Source organism: Amycolatopsis jiangsuensis (assembly GCF_014204865.1).
Taxonomy (GTDB): Bacteria; Actinomycetota; Actinomycetes; order Mycobacteriales; family Pseudonocardiaceae; genus Amycolatopsis; species Amycolatopsis jiangsuensis.
On sequence record NZ_JACHMG010000001.1, the window covers coordinates 7,323,879 to 7,344,957 of the forward strand.

9 protein-coding genes and 1 pseudogene are annotated in these 21,079 nt (G+C 72.7%); 6 read left to right on the plus strand and 4 right to left on the minus strand.

All coding sequences use genetic code 11. The annotated features are described in order from the left end of the window. Positions 1 to 7: 7 nt before the first annotated feature. The 3 genes from BJY18_RS33190 to BJY18_RS33200 all read right to left on the minus strand — a co-directional run bounded on the left by BJY18_RS33190 (position 8) and on the right by BJY18_RS33200 (position 3,317). Positions 8 to 1,042 (minus strand): ParB/RepB/Spo0J family partition protein, encoded by a 1,035-nt coding sequence (locus BJY18_RS33190; RefSeq protein ID WP_246459044.1) that lies wholly within the window; start codon positions 1,040 to 1,042, stop codon positions 8 to 10. 533 nt (positions 1,043 to 1,575) lie between these two features. Next, positions 1,576 to 2,184, minus strand: a complete 609-nt coding sequence (locus BJY18_RS33195) for a response regulator transcription factor (protein WP_184783801.1) — start codon at positions 2,182 to 2,184, stop codon at positions 1,576 to 1,578. Further along, entirely contained in the window at positions 2,181 to 3,317 is a 1,137-nt protein-coding gene (locus BJY18_RS33200; protein WP_312874046.1) for a sensor histidine kinase, read from the minus strand. The genes BJY18_RS33195 and BJY18_RS33200 overlap by 4 nt, the downstream gene beginning before the upstream one ends. 227 nt (positions 3,318 to 3,544) lie before the next feature. On the opposite strand from BJY18_RS33200, the gene BJY18_RS33205 reads away from it, so the two are divergent. Next, entirely contained in the window at positions 3,545 to 3,769 is a 225-nt protein-coding gene (locus BJY18_RS33205; protein WP_184783803.1) for a DUF5988 family protein, read from the plus strand. A gap of 74 nt (positions 3,770 to 3,843) precedes the next feature. Here BJY18_RS33205 and BJY18_RS33210 read toward each other — a convergent pair whose 3' ends face one another. Continuing rightward, positions 3,844 to 4,608, minus strand: a complete 765-nt coding sequence (locus BJY18_RS33210; protein ID WP_184783804.1) for a thioesterase II family protein — start codon at positions 4,606 to 4,608, stop codon at positions 3,844 to 3,846. 169 nt (positions 4,609 to 4,777) lie between these two features. Here BJY18_RS33210 and BJY18_RS33215 point away from each other — a divergent pair, with 169 nt between their 5' ends. From BJY18_RS33215 to BJY18_RS33235, 5 genes and pseudogenes are all read left to right on the plus strand, one after another. Next, positions 4,778 to 5,092: a hypothetical protein gene (locus BJY18_RS33215; protein ID WP_184783805.1), complete on the plus strand. Its 315-nt coding sequence runs from the start codon at positions 4,778 to 4,780 to the stop codon at positions 5,090 to 5,092. Further along, entirely contained in the window at positions 5,089 to 5,910 is an 822-nt protein-coding gene (locus BJY18_RS33220) for a class II aldolase/adducin family protein (protein ID WP_184783806.1), read from the plus strand. Before BJY18_RS33215 ends, BJY18_RS33220 begins: the two co-directional genes overlap by 4 nt. A gap of 231 nt (positions 5,911 to 6,141) precedes the next feature. Then, the gene (locus BJY18_RS33225; RefSeq protein ID WP_221458073.1) at positions 6,142 to 6,564 is read left to right on the plus strand and encodes a hypothetical protein; all 423 of its coding nucleotides are present in this window, start codon (positions 6,142 to 6,144) and stop codon (positions 6,562 to 6,564) included. A 99-nt stretch (positions 6,565 to 6,663) separates the two neighbouring features. Next, complete coding sequence (locus BJY18_RS37215) at positions 6,664 to 7,245, plus strand: methyltransferase family protein (RefSeq protein WP_184783807.1); 582 nt, start codon at positions 6,664 to 6,666, stop codon at positions 7,243 to 7,245. Positions 7,246 to 7,482: 237 nt separating this feature from the next. Beyond that, positions 7,483 to 21,066 (plus strand): annotated as a pseudogene (locus tag BJY18_RS33235) (type I polyketide synthase); the annotation flags it as partial. Positions 21,067 to 21,079: the final 13 nt, after the last annotated feature.

Genomic DNA, 21,079 nt, shown 5'->3' on the forward strand with positions numbered 1-21,079 from the left:
GAAGGGATCAGCCGAGCTGCTGGGCGAACTCCAGCCACATCTCCGCGTAGTGCCGCGCCAGCCCGTGGACCACCTCGGCGCAGTGCGAGGGCACCGCGGTGGCGAGAGTGGACAGCTCGTTCTTGGCCGCGGCACCGCGGTGCAGCAACCGCAGCAGCTGGCGGCCGTCCTCCTTGCCGCGCAGGGACGGATCGCGCACCAGCTTCGCCAGCAGCGGGCCGGGGTCCGGACGCCGGAGCTCCGGCACTGCCACCGGGGCGGGCGCCGGTACCGCGGGAGCTGGTGCGGGCACAGCTGCGGTGTCCCCGGCGGGATGTGCGGTTGCGGGAGGTACGGGCGCGGTGGTACCAGCGGGCGGAGCACCGCAGGCCAAGCGTTTGCGCACGTCGCTCACCGTCGCCGGGGACACGCCGGCCCGGCGCGCGATCTCGCGCAGGGAAGCGTCGGGGTGCTCGCCGATCAGGGCGGCGGCGCGGTTGCGGCCCGCGGCCTTGTCCAGCGGGTGCAGCTTGCCGTCGCGGCCGACGCGGGCGGCCGGCTGGCTGGTGGCGTCGCCGAGTCCGCGCCGCACGATCGCGACCGTCTTCGCGCTCAGTCCCGCGACGTCGGCGATGGCCCGGTCGGACAGGTGCGGATGGGTCGACACGATGCGCCGCGCGGCCGTGCGACGGTCCTCCTGGGACAGCGGGAGGCCATGGGTCACGTTGGCCCGCACCGCACGCAGGAACGCGTCCTCGGCGGTGCCGTCGAAGTACTCGACCGCGATCGTGGCGTGCCCGTTGGCGGCCGCGGCGAGCAGGCGGTGCGTGCCGTCGATGACGCGCATCGTGTGGCGGTCCACCAGGATCGGCGGCAGCGGTCCGTCGATCGCCGCGAGCCGTGCGACGTGCTCGGGGTCCGCGCCGCCACGGCGTGGCGAGTCGGCGGGCAGCAGGGTGGCGACGGGCACCTGCGCGCGGGTGGCGGTGACAGTGGCGGTGACATCGGTCAGGTGGACCGGCCGCGGATGTTCGGGCAGGGCGAAATCATGAGCGCTGGTCAAGCGATTCAACTCCCCAGAAAAGGTCGGATCGGGTCTGCCCGCCGCGCCGCGGGCAGGAAGACATCACCACTTCGCCCCGGGACAGGCGGCAGAACAAGTGGTGCGAAAAACGAACAACGGGGAAACGGCTAAGGCTTCCCGGCCGGAACCGGACCCGGCTCGTGCGCCCTGTGGCGCACGAGCCCCGGACGTTGCCCGAACCGTCCGCAAGGGACGGTGACGCGGGTGAGAACCCGAAGAGGAGTCGACGATGTCGCACGGAAAGCCGGGCACGATCGGGCCCGGCGTGGTGGTGACGAATACGGGCCCGAAGCCCGTGGCGCGGCCGTACCGGCCGCGAAAAACCGCTCAGCCATATGTCCCCCAGAACAGTTGGCCAGAAGGGTCGGCAGTGCTGCCGCTCGCGAATTCAGAATTACTGATTCACCCAGTCGTGTCAAGGGTTTACGAGGCACACCCTTGGTATGTCAAACTATCTCCAATATGTCCGTTTTGCACCGCGGTTGTGATGGTGTGGAAATGCGTGGTCTCGGTCACAGCCAGCCCCGTTCCTCGGCGACCCGCAGGGCCTCGATGCGGTTGCGCGTCCCCGTTTTGGTGGTGGCCGCCGAAACGTAGTTGCGCACCGTGCCGTCGGACAGGTACAGGCGCGAGGCGATCTGCGCGATGCTCGCGCCCGAGCGGGCCGCGATGAGCACGTCGCGCTCCCGCGCGGTCAGCGGGGACTCGCCCGCCGCGAGGGTGGCCACGGCCAGCGCCGGATCGACGACGCGTTCCCCGGCGCGTACCCGGCGGATGGCGTCGGCGAGCACGTCGGCGGGGGAGTCCTTGACCACGAACCCGACCGCGCCCGCCTCGATCGCCCGGCGCAGGTAGCCCGCGCGGCCGAACGTGGTGAGCATGATGATCCGGCAGTCCGGCCGCTGCTCGTGCAGCACCGCGGCCGCGGCCAGCCCGTCCAGGCCGGGCATCTCGATGTCCAGCAGCGCCACGTCCGGCTCGTGCGCGGACGCCGCGGACGCGACCTCGTCGCCGCGGCCGACCGCGGCGACGACCTCGAAATCGTCCTCCTGGCTCAGCAGCGAGCACAGCGCCTCCCGGACCAGTTCCTGGTCGTCGGCGAGCAGCAGTCTGGTGGTCATGCCGGGGTGGCCGCCTTCCGTTCCAGCGACACCCGCAGGCGCCAGCCGTTTCCCGTCGGTCCCGCGTGCACGGTGCCGCCGGCGAGCGCCACGCGTTCGCGCAGCATCGCCAGCCCGTTGCCCGGTTCGGGCGCGCCGATCCCGCCGCCGTCGTCGACGACCTCGACCGCCGACGACGACAGCACGACCGTGCACCGGCTCGCGTGCGCGTGGCGGACGACGTTGGTCAGGCCCTCGCGTACCGCCCAGCCGAAGAGCTCCTGCTGGGCGGTGTCGAGCACTTCGCTCGCGGTGGGCAGGTCGGCCGCGATACCGGAGGCACGCAGCAGTTCCTTGCCACGGGCCAGCTCCGTCGTCAGCGTCACGTCGCGGTAGCCGGACACGGCCGCGCGCACGTCGGTCAGCGCCTGCCGCGAGAGCTTGCCGATCTCCGCGATCTCCGCGACCGCGCCGGATTCCTCCTTGGCCGCGATGCGGTGCGCGAGGTCGGTCTTGATGGCGATGGCGGTCAGCGAATGACCCAGCAGGTCGTGCAGGTCCCTGGCGATCCTGGTCCGTTCGGACACGGACGCGAGCCGGGCGACCTCGGCGCGGGCCTCCAGCAGCGCGCCGTTGGCACGCACCGTCTCGGAGAACGCGTACACGATCAGCACGGTGCTGGCCATCATGATGCCCTCGAGCCAGCCCGGATCGCTGTGCCACGGACGGACCGCCCACGGGACGACGACCGCGGCCACGGTCGCCACCGCGGCGTACGGCAGCGCGCGCTTGCCCCGGAAGTACGTGGCGACGGCCACGACGACCGCACCGAGGAAGAAGGCTTCGGCCTGGGCGAAGGGCAGCGCCGCGAGGAAGAGCGCCGCGGTCCCGGCCTGCAGCCACCGGAACCGCCGCCAGGCCAGCTGCGTGGCGGCGATCGCGGCGAGCACGTAGCAGACGCAGAAGCAGGCCACGATCAGCAGTCCGAGTGCTTCGTCCTGGGGACGCCGGGCGTGCTGGGCCACCGCGACGGCGGCCACGACGGGGTAGATGAGCATGCCCGAGGCGAGCGCGAGCCGTCGCCATCCCTGCGCCCACCGCGGCGTCGAACCGCCGGGCCGGCGCTGCGCGCGCACCTCGTCTTCGTCGGGCACTTCACTCCCTCGGGTCTGCTCCGGATCCCATCGTGCCCGGGCGGGGCGGCGTCCTGTAGTGAGCAGCCGCATCGTTGCGGCCATGACTTTTGTCATGAGCCGAACGCAGCAGCGGTGCGGGACGTTCAGCCGGAGCGGCCGGTTCGGTGTGATCTGTGCGATATTCTCGCGGCCTGGGGGGAATTGTTCCGCACTGGGTGGAGAAACCTATCCGAGGAGTTTTCGTCATGACGGACATCGGCTATGAGAACGCGGTGGAAAGCACGGTCGCCGGCACGCTCGAAGGGGGTCCGGACAGCATTCCCGGCGCCGCCCGGGTCTGCGCGGTGACCGCGTCGCAGGACAAGGTCAAGGTGGCGCACCTCGGTGGCTACGAGCACTTCGAGCGGATCCCCGGACCGCGCACCGAGCCGGTTTTCCGCTGGACGATGCGGACGAAGGCGGCGGAGTAGGAGCGGCGCCTCTCGCGCCCGGCGTGGGCGCGAGAGGCGTTCAGCCGCGGCCGCGCCGCAGGTGGACACCCCGGTCAGGGAACTGCCGGCGCTCCGGAGAAATGGTTGTCCAGCAATGCGATGATCTTCGGCATTTCGGTGGTCAGGAAGAAATGTCCGCCGGCGTACACCTGCATGGTGAAACCGCCGGTGGTGTGGTGTTCCCATTCCCGCGCCTCGGCGACCGGCGTTTTCGGATCGGCGTCGCCGGTGAGCGCCACGATCGGGCAGGACACGGTGTCCCCGGGCGCACAGCGGTAGGTCTCCACGGCGCGGTAGTCCGCGCGCAGGGCCGGCAGCGCCGCCCGCATCAGGTCCTCGTCGTCGAGGACGAGCGAGGCCGAACCGTCGAGCCGCTTGATCTCGGCGAGGATCGCCTCGTCCCCGCCTCGGTGCACGACCTCCTCGCGACCGGTCGCCGGGCCGCGGCGGCCGGAGACGAACAACCCGGCGACCGGGGTGCCCTCGGCCTCGAACCGCCGGGCCACCTCGAACGCGACGGCCGCGCCCATGCTGTGCCCGAACAGGGTCAGCGGCAGCTCGGGTTCGGCGCGCAGCACCTCGTGCAGACGGTCGGCGAGCACCCCGAGGTCGTCGATCGGCGGTTCACCGCGGCGGTCCTGGCGGCCCGGATACTGGATCGCGACGACGTCGACGGCCGAGCGCAGCGCGAAGGGGACCGGGCGGTAGAAGGGGGCGGTGCCGCCCGCGTGCGGGAAGCAGACCAGCCGCGCCACGGCGTCCGGGCGCTCGCGGTACCGGCGGCACCACAGGCCGTCCTCGAATCGGGGTGCGGACATGGTTTCTCCGTTCCGGGAAGGGGTTTTCCCGCCAAACGTACCCGTGTTCAGCTGCGGACCCGGCCCGGCTGAACGCGCTGCTTGCGCCGCCGCGGGGCCGGTGGTTAGCGTCCGTGACCGCCGGCCGAACGACCATTGTCCAGCAGTGACGGAATTGAGGTGGGCAGCGATGGGGTACAAGTTCTCCCTGGTCCTGAACCGCGAGCTGACCGACGAGGAAACGGTGGCGCTCAAGGGTGCCATCCGGGCCGACGTGTCCTTCGGCGACGACACGCTCCCGACCGACGCCGCGGTCGCGGTGGCGAAGCTCGACATCGACGACGAGGTCTCGCCGACGCTCGCCGAGTCGATCGAGGCGGCGTTCGAGGCGGTCCGCGGGGTCGAAGGGCTCAGCGTCCCGGGCCTGAGTGTGCCGGCCCAGCCGGCGGGCCCGGCGTCGCAGGACGCGCCTGCCGACAGCGAACCGGCCGGCTCCGCGGCATGAGCCCGGCCGAACCGCTGCGGCACGAGGACCTCGTGCCGATCCCGGAGGCGCAGCGCGTCGGGCACTACCGTTCCACGGTGCCACCGCAGTTCGACGATCCGGCCGCGGAACGCAGGCACCGCAAGGAAAGGCTGGCCGCCGCGTTGCGGATCTTCGGCCGGTTCGGCTTCGAAGAGGGCGTGGCCGGGCACATCACCGCGCGCGATCCGGAGTTCCCGGACTACTTCTGGGTCAACCCGTTCGGGGTGCCGTTCAAGCACGTCAAGGTGAGCAACCTGCTGCTGGTCGACCAGGACGGGCAGGTCGTGCAGGGTGAGTACCTGCTCAACGAGGCGGCGTTCGTCATCCATTCGACGGTGCATCAGGCCCGGCCGGAGGTCGTGGGCGCGGCACACGCGCATTCGGTGTATGGCAAGGCACTTTCGGCCACCGGTCAGGAGCTCGAGCCGCTCACCCAAGACGCCTGCGTGTTCCACGACGACCACGCGGTGTTCGAGGACTACACCGGGCTGGTCACCGACCTGGAGGAAGGGCGGCGCATCGCGCGCACGCTCGGTTCGCACAAGGCGGTCATCCTCCGCAACCACGGCCTGCTCACGGTCGGCACCACCGTCGACGCGGCGGCGTGGTGGTTCATCACCATGGAGCGCTCGGCACAGGCGCAGCTCGCGGCGAAGGCCGCCGGTCCGGTGCAGCAGATCTCGCCGGAGAACGCGAAGCTGACCCACGAGCAGTCCGGGCACGACTACGCCGGCTGGATCCAGTTCCAGCCGCTGTTCGAGCAGATCGCGGCCGCCGAGCCGGACCTGTTCGACTGATCCGCCACGCACAGGGCGCCGCCACGGGGAGCACCCGGGGCGGCGCCCGTGCGTGTCTTGACAGCCCGGTCCGGCTGTGGTGACCTCAGGGGGAACCCTGAGCGGCCCGCATTACAAATGTCACGGCGGACCGATGAAGGAACTCACTGCCGGGTGAACGGCTTCCTCCACGACACTGGTTCCGGTCAAGATACCGACGGCAGTCGGAACCACTTCGAAGGAGGAGGCACGGTGAACGCCAAGACCGCCACCCGCACCGCCGTCACACCGGACGCTAAGTCCGCCCTCGGCACCGCCAAGTCGCTCGTCGTCGTCTACACGGTGATCAGCGTCCTCACGCTCGCGGCGATCGTGCTCCTGCGCAATCATCCCGACCTCGTCACCGACGCGGTGTGGATCCGCGGCGGGATCGTCGCGGTGACCGCGTTCCTGATGCTGTCGTTCGCGGTCGGCGCCGGGAAGGGCAACCCGCGGGCGCTGCTGCGGCTGCGGATCGTGTCGGCGATCATGGTCGTGGTGATCGCGGTGATCGTCGCGCTGCCGGGTGGGTTCCCGACCTGGATGAAGATCGAACAGGCCGTCTGCGGCGTGGTGCTGCTGGGTGTGGTCCTGCTGATCAACGGACGCAAGGTCCGCGCCTCGTTCGCGCGCTGACCGGCCCGGCCGTTCCGGCTGGGGAACCTGTCCGAGAAGCCCGCCGTCCCTTCCCGCGCATCGGCGCGGGGAGGGACAGTCCGGAAAGGGTCCGCTACCGTGTTCACCGCCGTCCACGTCACCTCGTGGCTGTGGCTGCTGCTGGAAATCTCTCTTGTGATCCGTGACCGGGTGCGCGGCACCGGCTCCGCGCGGGCCGACCGCGGTACCCGCCGGCTCGTCGTCGTGCTCACGCTGTCGGCGACGCTGGCCGCCACCGTCTTCGAGTTCCTGCTGCCGGCCGGCAGCGCGTTGCGCTTCTCCGCGCTGGGGCTCCCGGGCTGGGAGCAGATCGCGGGCGTCGTGGCGATGGGGGCGGGGCTGGTGCTGCGTGGCTGGTCCGTGGTGGTGCTGGGCAAGGCGTTCCGCACCACCGTCGAGGTCGGCCGCGACCAGCCGGTGGTCACCCGCGGGCCGTACCGGCGGGTGCGGCACCCGAGCTACACCGGGGTGCTCCTGCTGGCCGCCGGCTACGGCTTGGCCGCGGGCAACTGGCTCTCCTTCGCACTGACGGTCGTGCTCCCGCTGGTTTCGGTGCTCGTGCGCATCGCCGTGGAGGAGCGGGCACTCGTGCGGGTACTGGGCCGTCCGTACGAGACCTACCGCGCCGGCACGAAACGGCTCGTGCCCGGCTTGTGGTGAGCCGTACGCGGCCCTCACGAACGGCCGTCGGAGAGACCCCAGACTCTCCGGCGGCCTTCCGCACTTTTCCCGTCGTGTCAACGATTCCGGCTGCTGTTCAGCTGCTGCCGGTAGGCGGCTGAACACAGCCCCCGCCACCGTCTCGCCGTAGTAGCGTCCCGGTTCGCCACGGGTGCCTCGGGGTGCCTCGCGGCCTTCCTCGGACAAGCGTTCCGGTACCCGGGAAACGGTGGGGACATGGCGAACGAAGACAAACTCCGCGACTACCTGAAGCTCGTGACCGCCAACCTGCGGACGACGCGCAGGCAGCTGCGTGAGCTGTCCGGACGGGGGCAGGAGCCGGTGGCCGTGGTCGGCATCGGCTGCCGCTTCCCCGGCGGGGTGCGCAGCCCGGAGCAGCTGTGGGAGCTGGTCGAGGCCGGCACCGACGCGGTGTCCGGCTTCCCCGGCGACCGCGGATGGGACCTGGACAACCTCTACGACAGCGGCACCCCTGGCGACGCGACGACCCGCCACGGCGGTTTTCTGCACGACGCCACGGAGTTCGACGCGGGGTTCTTCGGCATCTCGCCGCGCGAAGCGCTCGCGATGGATCCGCAGCAGCGGGTCGTGCTGGAGGTCGCCTGGGAGGCGCTGGAGCGCGCGGGCGTGGATCCGCTTTCGCTCAAGGGCTCCCGCACCGGGGTCTTCGCCGGCGTCTACTCCTCCGGCTACGGCACGACGCTGCCGATGAGTTCCGAGGAAGTGAAGGGGCACCTGCTGACCGGCACCGCGAACAGCGTGCTGTCGGGCCGGGTGTCCTTCGTGCTCGGGCTCGAAGGTCCGTCGGTGTCGGTGGACACCGCTTGTTCTTCTTCGCTGGTCTCGGTGCACCTGGCGACTCAGGCGCTGCGCGGTGGCGAGTGCGACCTGGCGCTCGCGGGCGGCGTGACCGTGATGTCCGCCCCGACGCTGTTCGCCGAGTTTTCGCGCCAGCAGGGGCTCGCCGCGGACGGGCGGTGCAAGGCGTTCTCCGCCGAGGCCGACGGCACGGGCTGGGGTGAGGGCGCCGGAATGCTCGTGCTGGAGCGGCTTTCCGACGCACAGCGCAACGGGCACCGGGTGCTCGCGGTGGTACGCGGCAGCGCGGTGAACTCCGACGGCGCGTCCAACGGTCTCACCGCGCCGAACGGTCCTTCGCAGCAGCGGGTGATCGAGGCGGCGCTGGCGTCGGCGCGGTTGACCCCGGCCGACGTCGACGTCGTCGAGGCACACGGCACCGGTACCGCGCTGGGCGACCCGATCGAGGCGAAAGCACTGCTGGAGGTCTACGGCCGGAACCGGCCGGAGGACCGTCCACTGTGGCTGGGGTCGGTGAAGTCGAACATCGGGCACACGCAGGCCGCGGCCGGCGCGGCGGGCCTGGTCAAGATGGTCATGGCTTTGCGGCACGAGACGTTGCCGCGCACGCTGCACGCGTCGAACGCTTCACCGCACGTGGACTGGAGCGCCGGGGCCGTCCGGCTGCTCACCGAGCCGGTGGCGTGGCCGTCCGGTGAAACTCCGCGCCGTGCCGCGGTTTCCGGCTTCGGTATCAGCGGCACCAACGCGCACGTGGTGCTCGAAGAGGCACCCGCGGTCGTCGAGGACGACGAGCCCGAGGAGCCGGAGGAACAGCCGCGGGTGAAGGTGCTCGACGGTGCGCAGGCGTGGCTGGTTTCCGGCCGTAGCACCGAAGGGCTGGCCGCGCAGGCCGGCGAGCTGGGGCAGCACCTCGGCGGGCGGCCGGAGGACCTGCGGTGGTCGCTGGCGACCACGCGGGCGGCGCTGCAGCACCGCGCGGTGGTCGCCGCGGCGGACCCGGCGGCCGCGCTGGACGCGCTCGCGCACGGTCTGCCCGCTGGCGAGCTGGTCAGCGGCGTGGCCGGAGAGCAGGGCCGGACCACGTTCGTCTTTCCTGGCCAGGGCAGTCAGTGGCTCGGGATGGGGCGGGAGCTGGCTTCGGTGTCGCCGGTGTTTGCTGCGCGGTTGGCTGAATGCCGTGCGGCGCTGGCGCCGTACCTCGATCTGGATGCGGCGCTGGCTGGTGAGCTGGAGGCTGCGGATGTGGTGCAGCCTGCGTTGTGGGCTGTGATGGTGTCGCTGGCCGCGGTGTGGGAGGCGGTGGGTGTTCGGCCGGACGCGGTGGTGGGTCACTCACAGGGCGAGATCGCGGCCGCCGCGGTGGCAGGAATCCTGTCGCTGGAGGACGCGGCGAAGGTGGTGGCGCTGCGGAGTAAGGCGCTGACGGCGTTGGCTGGTCGTGGTGGGATGTTGTCGATCGCCGAGCCCGCCGATGCGGTGCGGAGGCGGATCGAGCCGTGGGGTGACCGGGTTTCGGTGGCCGCGGTGAACGGACCGCAGTCCACGGTGGTCAGTGGTGAGCCGGATGCGCTGCAGGAGATCGCCGACCGGGCCGAGGTCCGGACGCGGCTGATTCCGGTGGACTACGCGTCCCACTCGGCGCAGGTCGACGAGCTGCGGGACGAGATTCTGCGTGTGCTGCGGGGGATCGAGCCGCGGGAAGGCACCGTGCCCCTGATCTCCGCGATGAGTGGCGAGTGGAATCCGCGCATGGACGCGGAGTACTGGTACGCGAGCCTGCGCGAGCCGGTCGAGTTCGAACGCGCCATCCGGCTGCTCGGGGCTGAAGGGCACCGCACCTTCATCGAGAGCTCGCCGCATCCGGTGCTGACCGCAGCGGTCGGCGACAGCCTCGAAGAGGTCCTTGCTCTCGGCACGCTGCGGCGGGACGACGGTGGCGCGCAGCGGCTCGTGCTCTCCTTGGCCGAGGCTTACGTACACGGCGCGCCGGTCGACTGGACTGCGGTGCTCGATGAAGCCGAGATTGTCGACCTTCCGACTTACGCGTTCCAGCGCCGCCGTTTCTGGCCGGAGCCCGTCGCCCGAGTGGAGCGTGACCGCACCGACGACTGGCGCTACCGCGTCACCTGGACTCCCGCGGACCCGGCTCCGGCGACGCTCTCGGGTACCTGGTTGCTCGTCACTGGTGGTGCCGACGCCACGGAGTACGCCGAAGCGCTGACCGCTGCGGGCGCCGAGGTTGTGACACTGCGGACCGACGAGACCGACCGCGACGCATTCGGCGCGCAGCTGCCGGACGGCGAGTTCGCCGGGGTGCTTTCCTTGATGGCCCTTGACGAGCAGCCGAGCGCGGACCGTCCCGACGTGCCGCAGGGTACGGCCGCGACGCTGGCGCTGGTGCAGTCGCTGGGTGACGCCGGGATCGACGCGCCGCTGTGGGTGCTGACCAGCGGCGCCGTGGTGGCGGTGCCGGGTGAGACGCCGTCGCCGGTGCAGGCGCAGGCGTGGGGGCTCGGCCGGGTGATCGGCCTGGAGCACCCGGATCGCTGGGGTGGGCTGGCCGACTTCGCGCCGGGGGCCGGCCTCGCGCAGCTGCCCGCCGTGCTGATGGGCCGCGAGGACGAGATCGCTGTGCGTGCGCACGGGGTGCTGGCGCGCCGGCTGGAGCGCGCGCCGCGGCTGCGCACGGACGACGTGCCGTGGACGCCGCGCGGGAGTGTGCTGGTCACCGGCGGCACCGGCTCGATCGGGCTGCACATCGGGCCGTGGCTGGCCGAGCGCGGCGCGAGCCGGGTCGTGCTGCCGAGCCGGTCCGGGCCGTCGGCGGCGCTGGCGGAACTGGCTGCCGGGCTCGCGGACGCCGGAACCGCCGTGGACCTCGTGACCTGCGACATCGCCGACCGCGACGCGTTGGCGGCGCTGCTGGCGCGGGTGCCGGAGCTGAGCACGGTGATCCACGCGGCCAACGTCTTCGACTTGACGCGGCTGGACGAGACCGGTCCCCAGGGCCTGGAAACCGCGCTCACTGCGAAGGTGACCGGCGCCGAGAACCTTGCCGAGCTGGCCACGGAGGTGGACGAATTCGTGCTGTTCTCCTCCATCGCCGCGGCATGGGGCAGCAACGAGCACGGCGCGTACGCCGCCGCCAACGCCCACCTCGACGCGCTGGCCCAGTCCCGCCGCGCACGCGGCCTCCCGGCGACGTCGATCGCCTGGGGTGTCTGGGACACACGTGACTGGGACGCGCTGAACGCCGCCGCCGTGCACGAACCGGGCAGTGTCACGCCGGCTCGGTTGCTGCGCCAGGGCATGAACTTCCTGCCGCCCGCACCGGCGCTCACGGCGATGGGCCGCGTGCTCGCCGACGGCGACACCTACCTCGCGCTCGCCGACATGGACTGGGCCCGCTTCGCTCCGGTGTTCACCGCCGCCCGGCCGCGGCCGCTGCTCGATCGCATCGCGGACGCACAGACCACAGTGGATGCTCCCGGAGCACCGGTGAACGATCTCGCGCGGCGGCTCGCCACGCTGGCGCCGGGCGAGCGTCTTCGCACGGTCACCGAGCTGGTCCGCACGCACGCCGCCGCGACGCTCGGCCACTCGGCGACGCAGGAGGTCCCGGCCGCGCGAGCGTTCCGTGACCTGGGCTTCGACTCACTGACCGCGGTGGAGCTGCGGCGGAAGCTGGCGGCCGCGACCGGGTTGAAACTGCCGTCATCGGTGGTGTTCGACTACCCGACGCCCTCCGCGCTGGCAGAGCAGCTGATCGGGCAGCTGCTCGGTACGGCCGCCCCGGCCGAGACCGCGCCGGTTCGCACGGCCGATCCGGCGGAGCCGATCGCGATCGTCGGGCTCGGCTGCCGGTTCCCCGGCGGGGTCCGCACTCCCGAGCAGTACTGGGATCTGCTGGCCTCCGGCGTCGACGCGGTCTCCGGCTTTCCGGCCGACCGCGGCTGGGACCCGGCGCTGTACGACCCGGACCCGGACCACCAGGGCAAGTCCTACACGCGTTCGGGCGGTTTCCTGCACGACGCCGGCGAGTTCGACGCCGGCTTCTTCGGGGTGAACCCGCGTGAGGCGCTGGCGATGGACCCGCAGCAGCGGCTGCTGCTGGAAGTCAGCTGGGAAGCACTGGAGCGCGCGGGGATCGACCCGGAGACGCTGCGCGGTTCGCGCACCGGCGTGTTCACCGGCGGCGCGCTGACCGGGTACGGCGCCGGGTTGGCCGAGGGCGACGGAAGCGCGGAGGGCTACCTCGTCACCGGGCACTCCGGCAGCATCATGTCCGGCCGCGTCGCCTACACGCTCGGGCTGGAGGGCCCGGCGGTCACGATCGACACGGCGTGCTCGTCGTCGCTGGTCGCGCTGCAGATGGCTGTGCGGGCGCTGCGGTCGGGGGAGTGCGATCTCGCGCTCACCGGTGGCGTGATGGTGATGGCGACCCCGGGACAGTTCATCGGGTTCTCGCGCCAGCGCGGGCTGTCGGCGGACGGCCGCTGCAAGGCGTTCGGCGCGGAGGCCGACGGCATGGGCATGTCCGAGGGCGCCGGGGTGATCGCGGTGGAGCGGCTTTCCGACGCGCGCCGCAACGGCCACCCTGTCCTCGCCGTCGTACGTGGCATCGCGACCAACCAGGACGGCGCGTCGAACGGCCTGACCGCGCCGAACGGGCCGTCGCAGCAACGCGTGATCCGCGCCGCGCTCGCCGACGCCGGCCTGGCGTCGGCGGACATCGACGCCGTCGAAGCACACGGCACCGGCACGACGCTGGGTGACCCGATCGAGGCGCACGCGCTGCTCGCCACCTACGGCCGGGAACGTGACCGTCCACTGTGGCTGGGGTCCGCGAAGTCGAACATCGGACACACGCAGACCGCCGCGGGCGTGGCCGGTCTGCTGAAGATGGTGCTCGCGCTGCGGCACCGCACGCTGCCGAAGACCCTGCACGCCGACGTCGCGTCGCCCGAGATCGACTGGGCGTCGGGTCAGGTGCGGCTGCTGACGGAGAAGCGGCCGTGGGAGACCACGGGCGGGCCGCGCCGAGCGGGCGTGTCCGCGTTCGGCATGAGTGGTACCAACGCCCACGTCATCCTCGAAGAAGCGCCGGCCGACGACGTGGCCGAGTCGGAGGCACCGCGGGTGCTGGCTCCGGCGGGCACCGCGTGGACGGTGTCGGCACGCACTCCGGAAGCGCTGGCCGCGCAGGCCGGCCGCCTGCGGGAGTACGTGCTGGCGAACCCGGAGCTGGACCCGGCCGACGTCGGCTGGTCGCTCGCCACGACCCGCACCCTGTTCGACCACCGCGCGGTGGTCGTGGGCGCCGGGACGGAGGAGCTGGCCGCGGGCCTGGCGTCCGTCGCGACCGGGCAGTCCGGCGCGGGCGGCGTCACCAGCTCTGTCACCAGCTCGGTCACCGGCAGCGTCACCGACGGCAAAATCGTGTTCGTCTTCCCGGGGCAGGGCAGTCAGTGGGCCCGGATGGGACGGCAGCTGCTGGCCGAGTCGCCGGTGTTCGCCGAGCGGTTCGCCGAGTGCTCGCGTGCGCTGGAATCCTTTGTGGACTTCTCGCCGGCCGACGTGCTCGCCGGTGCGGACGGCGCGCCGGACCTGGCCACCGCGGACGTGCTGCAGCCGGTGCTGTGGGCGGTGATGGTGTCGCTGGCCCAGCTGTGGCGTGCGTGCGGGATCGAACCGGACGCCGTGCTCGGGCACAGCCAGGGCGAGATCGCGGCCGCGGTCGTCGCCGGGATCCTGTCCGTCGAGGACGGGGCACGCGTGGTCGCGGTGCGCTCGAAGGCGTTGCGTGACCTGGACACCGAGGGCGGGATGCTCTCGGTGGTCATGCCCGCCGAAGCGGTGCGGGAGCTGCTGGTGCCGTGGGGTGAGCGCCTCGCCGTCGCCGCGGTGAACGGCCCGGCCACCACGGTCGTCTCCGGTGAGCCCGGGGCACTGACCGAATTCGAGCGTGAGCTGCGTTCGCGGCGGGTGCTGCGGTGGCGCATCCCGGCGACGGACTTCGTCGCCCACTCGAAGCTCGTCGAGCCGCTGGCGACGACGTTGCCCGCCGGACTGGGAGAGCTCAGCCCCGAACCGGGCACCGTGCCGTTCTTCTCGACCGTGCGGCTGTCCTGGCTCGACGGCACGGAGCTCGACGGCGACTACTGGTATGCCAACGTGCGGGAGCCGGTCCGCTTCGCCGACTCGGTGCGCGCGCTGGCCGGGACGGGACACCACTTCTTCGCCGAGGTTTCCGCGCACCCCGTGCTGACCGCTGCGATCACCGAAACCGCCGAGGCGGCGGGCCTGCCCGCACCGGTGGTCACCGGCACCATCGAGCGTGAGCGGGGCGGTGCGGATCGCGTGCTCGAGGCGCTGGCCGTGCTGGCCGCGCACGGGGCGCCGGTCGACTGGACTGCGGTGCTGCGTGGCCGCGTGGTCGAGCTGCCGACGTATGCGTTCCAGCGCACGCACTACTGGCCGCTGCCGAAGCCGCCCGCGCGTTCCGGTGGGAGCGAAGCGGAAGAGCGGTTCTGGCGTGCGGTGGAAGAGGGCGACTTCACCGGGCTCGCCGACACGCTCGCGGTCGAGGACCGGACGCGGCTCGACGGGGTGCTGCCCGCGCTGGCCTCGTGGCGCCGCCGGGAACGTGGTGACTCGGCCGTGGCGGACTGGCGGTTCCGGGCCGAGTGGCGTCCCGTCGCGGAGCCCGCCGCCGGGCAGCTCACCGGCACCTGGCTCGTCGTGACCCCCGATGACGCGCCGGTGCACCCCTGCGTGCCGGCTCTCGAGGGACACGGCGCCCGGGTCGTCGCCGTCGGTGCCGGCGGCGACGACCCGGATCGAGAGGCACTGGCCTTCCGGATCGCGGAGGCGGTTTCGGGCGAGGACGTCGCCGGGGTCGTTTCCCTGTGCGGGCTGGACGAAACGCCGCTGCCGGCGTTCCCCGCTGTGCCGGCCGGGCTGGCCGCGACGCTCGCTCTGGTGCAGGCGCTGGGCGACGTGGGCCTGGATGCGCCGCTGTGGGTGCTGACCCGCGGCGCGGTCGTGACGGCCGGTGGTGAAGAGCTGCGCAGCCCCGTGCAGGCGCAGATCTGGGGCCTCGGCCGTACTGCCGCGGTGGAGGTGCCGGGTCGCTGGGGTGGGCTGATCGACCTGCCGCAGACGTGGGACGAGCGTTCAGCGGACCGGTTCCGCGCTGTGCTCGCGGCGCGTGACGAGGACCAGGTCGCGTTGCGCGGCACCGGAATTCTCGCGCGCCGGCTGGCTCGCGCCCCGCAGCCGGCGACTGCCCGGGAGCGGTACGCGCCGCGCGGCACCGCGCTGGTCACCGGCGGTACCGGTGCGATCGGCGGGCACGTCGGACGGTGGCTGAGTGAGCGTGCCGCCCGCCGCGTGGTGCTGACGAGCCGGTCCGGGCCGGGCGCCGGTGGCGTGCCCGAGCTGGCCGCCGGTCTCGCCGGCGCCGGCACCGCGGTGGACGTCGTCGTCTGCGACACCGGCTCACGCGAGGACCTGTCGAACCTCGTAAACCGGATCGGCCCTGACCTCTCGACCGTGATGCACGCGGCGGGGGCCCTGGACGACGGGGTCCTGGACCGCCTGTCGACCGAACGGCTCGCGAGCACGCTCACCGGCAAAGCCGCGGGCGCGGTCCACCTCGACGAACTGACGGCGGACCTCGACCTCGACGCGTTCGTGCTGTTCTCGTCCACGTCGGCCACCTTCGGCAACGGCGGCCAGGGCAACTACGCCGCCGCCAACGCCTTCCTCGACGCGCTCGCGGAGAAACGCCGTGCGCGCGGGCTGCCGGGTCTTTCGCTGGCATGGGGACCGTGGGACGGCGGCGGTGTCGGGCAGGCCAGCGAAGGCGCCCGGCAGCGGCTCGCGCGCAACAAGTGGGAGGTCCTGATGGACCCGGCACTCGCTGTGCGAGCACTGGCGCAGGCGGTGGAGGACCCCACGCACGCGACGTTGACGCTGATGGAGGTCGACTTCGCGGCGCTGGCCACCGAGCGTGGCGCCGACGAGCTGCGGCGCGCGCCGTTCATGCGGGAGCTGCCGGAACTTCACGCGCTCCCCGAGGTCACGGAAACCGAGGAAGATGCCGAGTTCGCGCAGCGCCTGACCGGGGTGCCGCTCGCCGAGCAGGAGCGGCTGCTGGTGGAGCTGATCCGCACCGAGGCCGCGTGGGTGATGGGGTACGGCGACGCGGCCGTGATCGACCCGGCGCGCGCGTTCAGCGAGATGGGCCTGGACTCCCTGACCTCGGTCGAACTGCGCAACCGGCTCGGCGCGGCCACCGGCCTCAAGCTGCCGACGACGTTGCTGTTCGACCACCCCGACCCGGTGGCGCTGGCGGGATTCCTGCGCGCGGAGCTGACCGGTGCGGCCGGCCCGGCGGCCCTCGGCCCGGCCGTCGCGCGACCGGTCGAGGAGCCGCTCGCGATCGTCGCGATGGGCTGCCGGTTCCCCGGTGGCGTGAGCTCACCCGAGCAGTTGTGGTCCCTCGTGGACACCGGTGGCGACGCGATCGGCGGCCTGCCCACCGACCGCGGCTGGGACCTCGGCGCCCTCTACGACGAGGACCCGGACCGGCCCGGCACGGCGTACGTGCGGGAAGGCGGGTTCGTGCACGGCGTCGCCGAGTTCGACGCCGGGTTCTTCGGGATCTCCCCGCGCGAGGCGCTGGCGATGGACCCGCAGCAGCGGTTGCTGCTGGAGGTGTCGTGGGAGGCGCTGGAGCGCGGCGGGATCGACCCGGCGACCTTGCGCGGCTCGCGGACCGGGGTGTTCGTCGGCGGCTACGTCTCCGGCTACGACCAGCTCGGCAGCGCCGAACTCGAAGGCCACCTGCTGACCGGCAACGCGACCAGCGTGCTGTCCGGGCGCCTTTCCTACCTGCTCGGTCTGGAAGGGCCGGCGCTCACGGTCGACACGGCGTGCTCGTCCTCGCTGGTCGCGCTGCACATGGCCGCGCAGGCGCTGCGTGGCGGCGAGTGCGAGCTGGCGCTGGTCGGCGGTGTCACGGTGATGGCGACACCGCGTGACCTGGTCGGCTTCTCCCGCCAGCGTGGGCTTGCCTCCGACGGCCGGTGCAAGGCGTTCGGCGCCGGCGCGGACGGGATGGGCATGTCCGAAGGCGCCGGAGTCATCGCCGTGGAGCGGCTGTCCGACGCGCACCGCGCCGGGCACGAGGTGCTCGCGGTCGTGCGGGGCAGCGCGGTGAACCAGGACGGCGCGTCGAACGGCTTGACCGCGCCGAACGGGCCTTCGCAGCAGCGCGTGATCCGCGCGGCGCTGGCCGACGCCGGGTTGTCGGCCGCGGACGTCGACGCGGTGGAGGCGCACGGAACCGGTACGCCGCTCGGCGACCCGATCGAGGTCCAGGCGTTGCAGGCGACCTACGGCCAGGACCGGCCGAACCCGCTGTGGCTCGGCTCGGTGAAGTCCAACCTCGGCCACATGCAGGCCGCCGCCGGCGTCGGCGGGGTGCTGAAGATGCTGCTGGCGCTGCGGAACCGGCGCCTGCCGGTGACCCTGCACGCCGACGCGCCCTCGTCGCACATCGACTGGGCCGCCGGGACGGTGCGGCTGCTCACCGAGCCGGTCGCGTGGGAGCCCGCCGGGCGGCCGCGCCGGGCCGGGGTGTCCGGGTTCGGCATGAGCGGCACCAACGCGCACGTGATCCTGGAGGAAGCACCGGAGCCGCCGCGCGCCGGGTCGCCTGCCGAGACGGCTCCGGTGGTGACCGGGCTGGTGGCGTGGCCGGTGTCGGCACGCGATGCGGAGTCGCTGGCCGCACAGGCCGGACGGCTGCGGGACCACGTCGCCGCGCACGCCCCGGACCCGCGGGACGTCGCGTGGTCGCTGGTGACGACGCGGTCCGCGTTCGACCATCGGGCACTTGTGCTCGGCGAGGACGCCGAGGAGCTGTCGGCCGGGCTCGCGGCGCTGGCCACCGGGGACATGGCGCCGGGGCTGGTGACCGGGTCCGTCACACGTGGCGGGGTCGGCAAAACGGCATTCGTCTTTCCTGGCCAAGGCAGTCAGTGGCTCGGCATGGGACGGGACCTGGCGGAGTCGTCACCGGTGTTCGCCGCCCGGCTGGCGGAGTGCGCCGCGGCGCTGGCGCCGTACCTCGACCTGAACGAGGTGCTGGCCGGTGCGCACGGCTTCGAGGCCGCCGACGTGGTGCAGCCGGCGTTGTGGGCCGTGATGGTGTCGCTCGCCGAGGTGTGGCGGGCGGCCGGCGTCGAGCCCGCCGCTGTGGTGGGGCACAGCCAGGGCGAGATCGCCGCGGCTGTCGTCGCGGGCGCACTGTCCCTCGAGGACGGTGCACGAGTGGTGGCGTTGCGCAGCAAGGCATTGACGGCGCTGGCCGGGCACGGCGGAATGCTGTCGCTCGCCGAGCCGGCCGATGCGGTACGCGAGCGGATCGCTCCGTGGGACGTGTCGATCGCCGCCGTCAACGGTCCACAGGCGACGGTCGTCTCGGGTGACCCGGAGGCGTTGCGCGAGATCGCGGAAGCCGCGGATGTGCGTGCGCGGATGATTCCGGTCGACTACGCGTCCCACTCGGCGCAGGTGGACGGGCTGCGGGACGAAATCCTCACCGCGCTGGCCGGAATCACGCCGCGCCGGGCCGAGCTGACCATGGTGTCGGCGCTGACCGGAGAGGTGCTCGCCGGGCCCGAGCTGGACGCCGAGTACTGGTTCCGCAGCCTGCGCGAGACGGTCGAATTCGAGCGTGCCGTGCGGAAGCTGGGCGATGACGGGCACGGCGTGTTCATCGAAACCTCTCCGCACCCGGTGCTCACTTCGGCGATCGAAGACACTCTGGACGCGGTCGACACCGTCGTCACCGGCACCTTGCGCCGGGACGAGGGCGGGGCGTGGCGGCTGCTGAGCTCGTTCGCTGCCGCGGCCGTGCGGGGCGTGGCGGTGGACTGGCCGGCTGTGCTGGGTCGTGCCGCGAAGGTCGACTTGCCGACGTATGCCTTCCGTCATCAGCGTTTCTGGCCGGACCCGGTGACCACAGCGGACGGACCTGACTCCGGCTTCTGGGCCGCGGTCGACCGTGGCGACACCCGCGAGCTGGCCGATGCGCTGTCGCTCGACGACGACCGCATCGACGATCTGCTGCCGGCGCTCGCGGCTTATCGACAGCGGGAACGGGACAACTCCGCCTCGGCGGACTGGCGCTACCGGGTCACCTGGGCGCCGGTCGCCGAACCCCCGACGACGGTGTTGTCCGGTTCCTGGCTGATCGTCGGCGATCCCGCCGAGACCGCGCCGATCGCCGCGGCGCTGTCCGCGCGCGGCGCCGAGGTGACAGTGGACGGCACCGGGCTGTCGCGTGCGGGCGAGTTCGCCGGTGTGGTTTCCGTGCTGGCGATGGGCGGTTCCGGCCTGGCCTCGACGCTGCGCTTGGTGCGGCACGGGATTGGCGCGCCGCTGTGGGTACTGACTCGCGGTGCCGTCGCGACGGTCCCCGGTGAGGAGCCGGATCCGGACCAGGCGCAGGTGTGGGGTTTCGGCCGAGTGGCTGCCCTCGAACATCCGGAACGCTGGGGTGGCCTGGTCGACCTGCCGTCCACTTGGGACGACCGGACTGCCGCACGGCTGTGCGCGGTACTGACCAGCAGCGAGGACCAGGTCGCACTGCGGCGCTCCGGCATCCTCGCCCGCCGTCTCACCCGCGCCGACCGGCCACGCGTCCGGCGGACTTGGCAGCCGCGCGGCACGGTGCTCGTCACCGGTGGCCACGGGGCCTTCGGCCGGCACACCGCGCGGTGGCTCGCGGATCGCGGCGCTGAGCGGGTTGTGCTTACGGCGCGAGAAATCGCCGCCGTCACCGCCGCCGAGATCGCCGACGTGGGCGCCGACGTCTTCGTGTCCACTTGCGACACGACCGACCGTGCCTCGCTCGCCGCGCTGCTCGACCGGACCGCTCCGGCCGCGGTGGTGCACGCCGACGGCGCGGGCCAGGCGACGCCGGTCGCGGAGACCGGCGAAGCCGAGCTGGCCGCGATCACCGCGGCGAAGGCGGCGGGTGCGAAGCACTTGGACGAGTTGACCGGCGACCTCGACGCCTTCGTGGTGTTCTCCTCGATCGCGGCGACCTGGGGCAGTGCCCTGGTCGGCGGCTACGCGGCGGGCAACGCGTGCGCCGAGGCCGTGGCCGAACGCCGTCGGGCGCGGGGACTGGCGGCGACGACGGTGGCGTGGGGTCCGTGGACCGGCGGCGCCGAGGCGGGCCAGTCGATCCGCCACGGCCTGCGGACGCTGGACCCGGCGGCTGCGGTGCGGGCGCTCGGGCAGGTGCTCGACGCCGGCGAAGAGGCCGTGACGATCGCGGATGTCGAGTGGGCGCGGTTTGCTCCGGCGTTCACGTTGCGGCGGCCGAGTCCGCTGGTCGAGGCGCTGCCCGAGGTCGCGGCCGCGCTCGCCGAGCCCGAGCCGGAGGAGCCCGGCCGGGCCGGGAGGCTGGCCGCGTTGCCTCGCGCGCAGCGCGAGCAGGAGCTGACCGACCTGGTCCGGGCCGAAGCCGCGCGGGTGCTCGACCACACCGGACCGGCGGACGTCGACCGCGACCGGGCGTTCAGCGCGCTCGGGTTCGATTCGCTGACCTCGGTCGAGCTGCGCAACCGGCTCACCGCTGTGACCGGCGTGCAGCTGCCGTCCACTGTGGTCTTCCAGTACCCGACCCCGGCCGAGCTCGCGGCCCGGCTGGCCGAGCTGCTCGGCGACGGGGACGAGGGTTCGGACGGTGCGCTGGCCGAGCTGGATCGCCTCGACGCGCTGCTGGCCGGGGCCGCGGACGCCGAGGACGCCGGTCGCGTGACCGCGCGGCTGGAAGCGGTCGTGGCGCGCTGGCGCGAGTTGCGCGGGGAAGGGCCGGGGATCGCCGAAACCCTGGCAGCCGCGGGTGACGACGAGGTCTTCGACTTCATCGGCTCCGAGTTCGGCATCCAGTAGCAGGCCCTGTCCG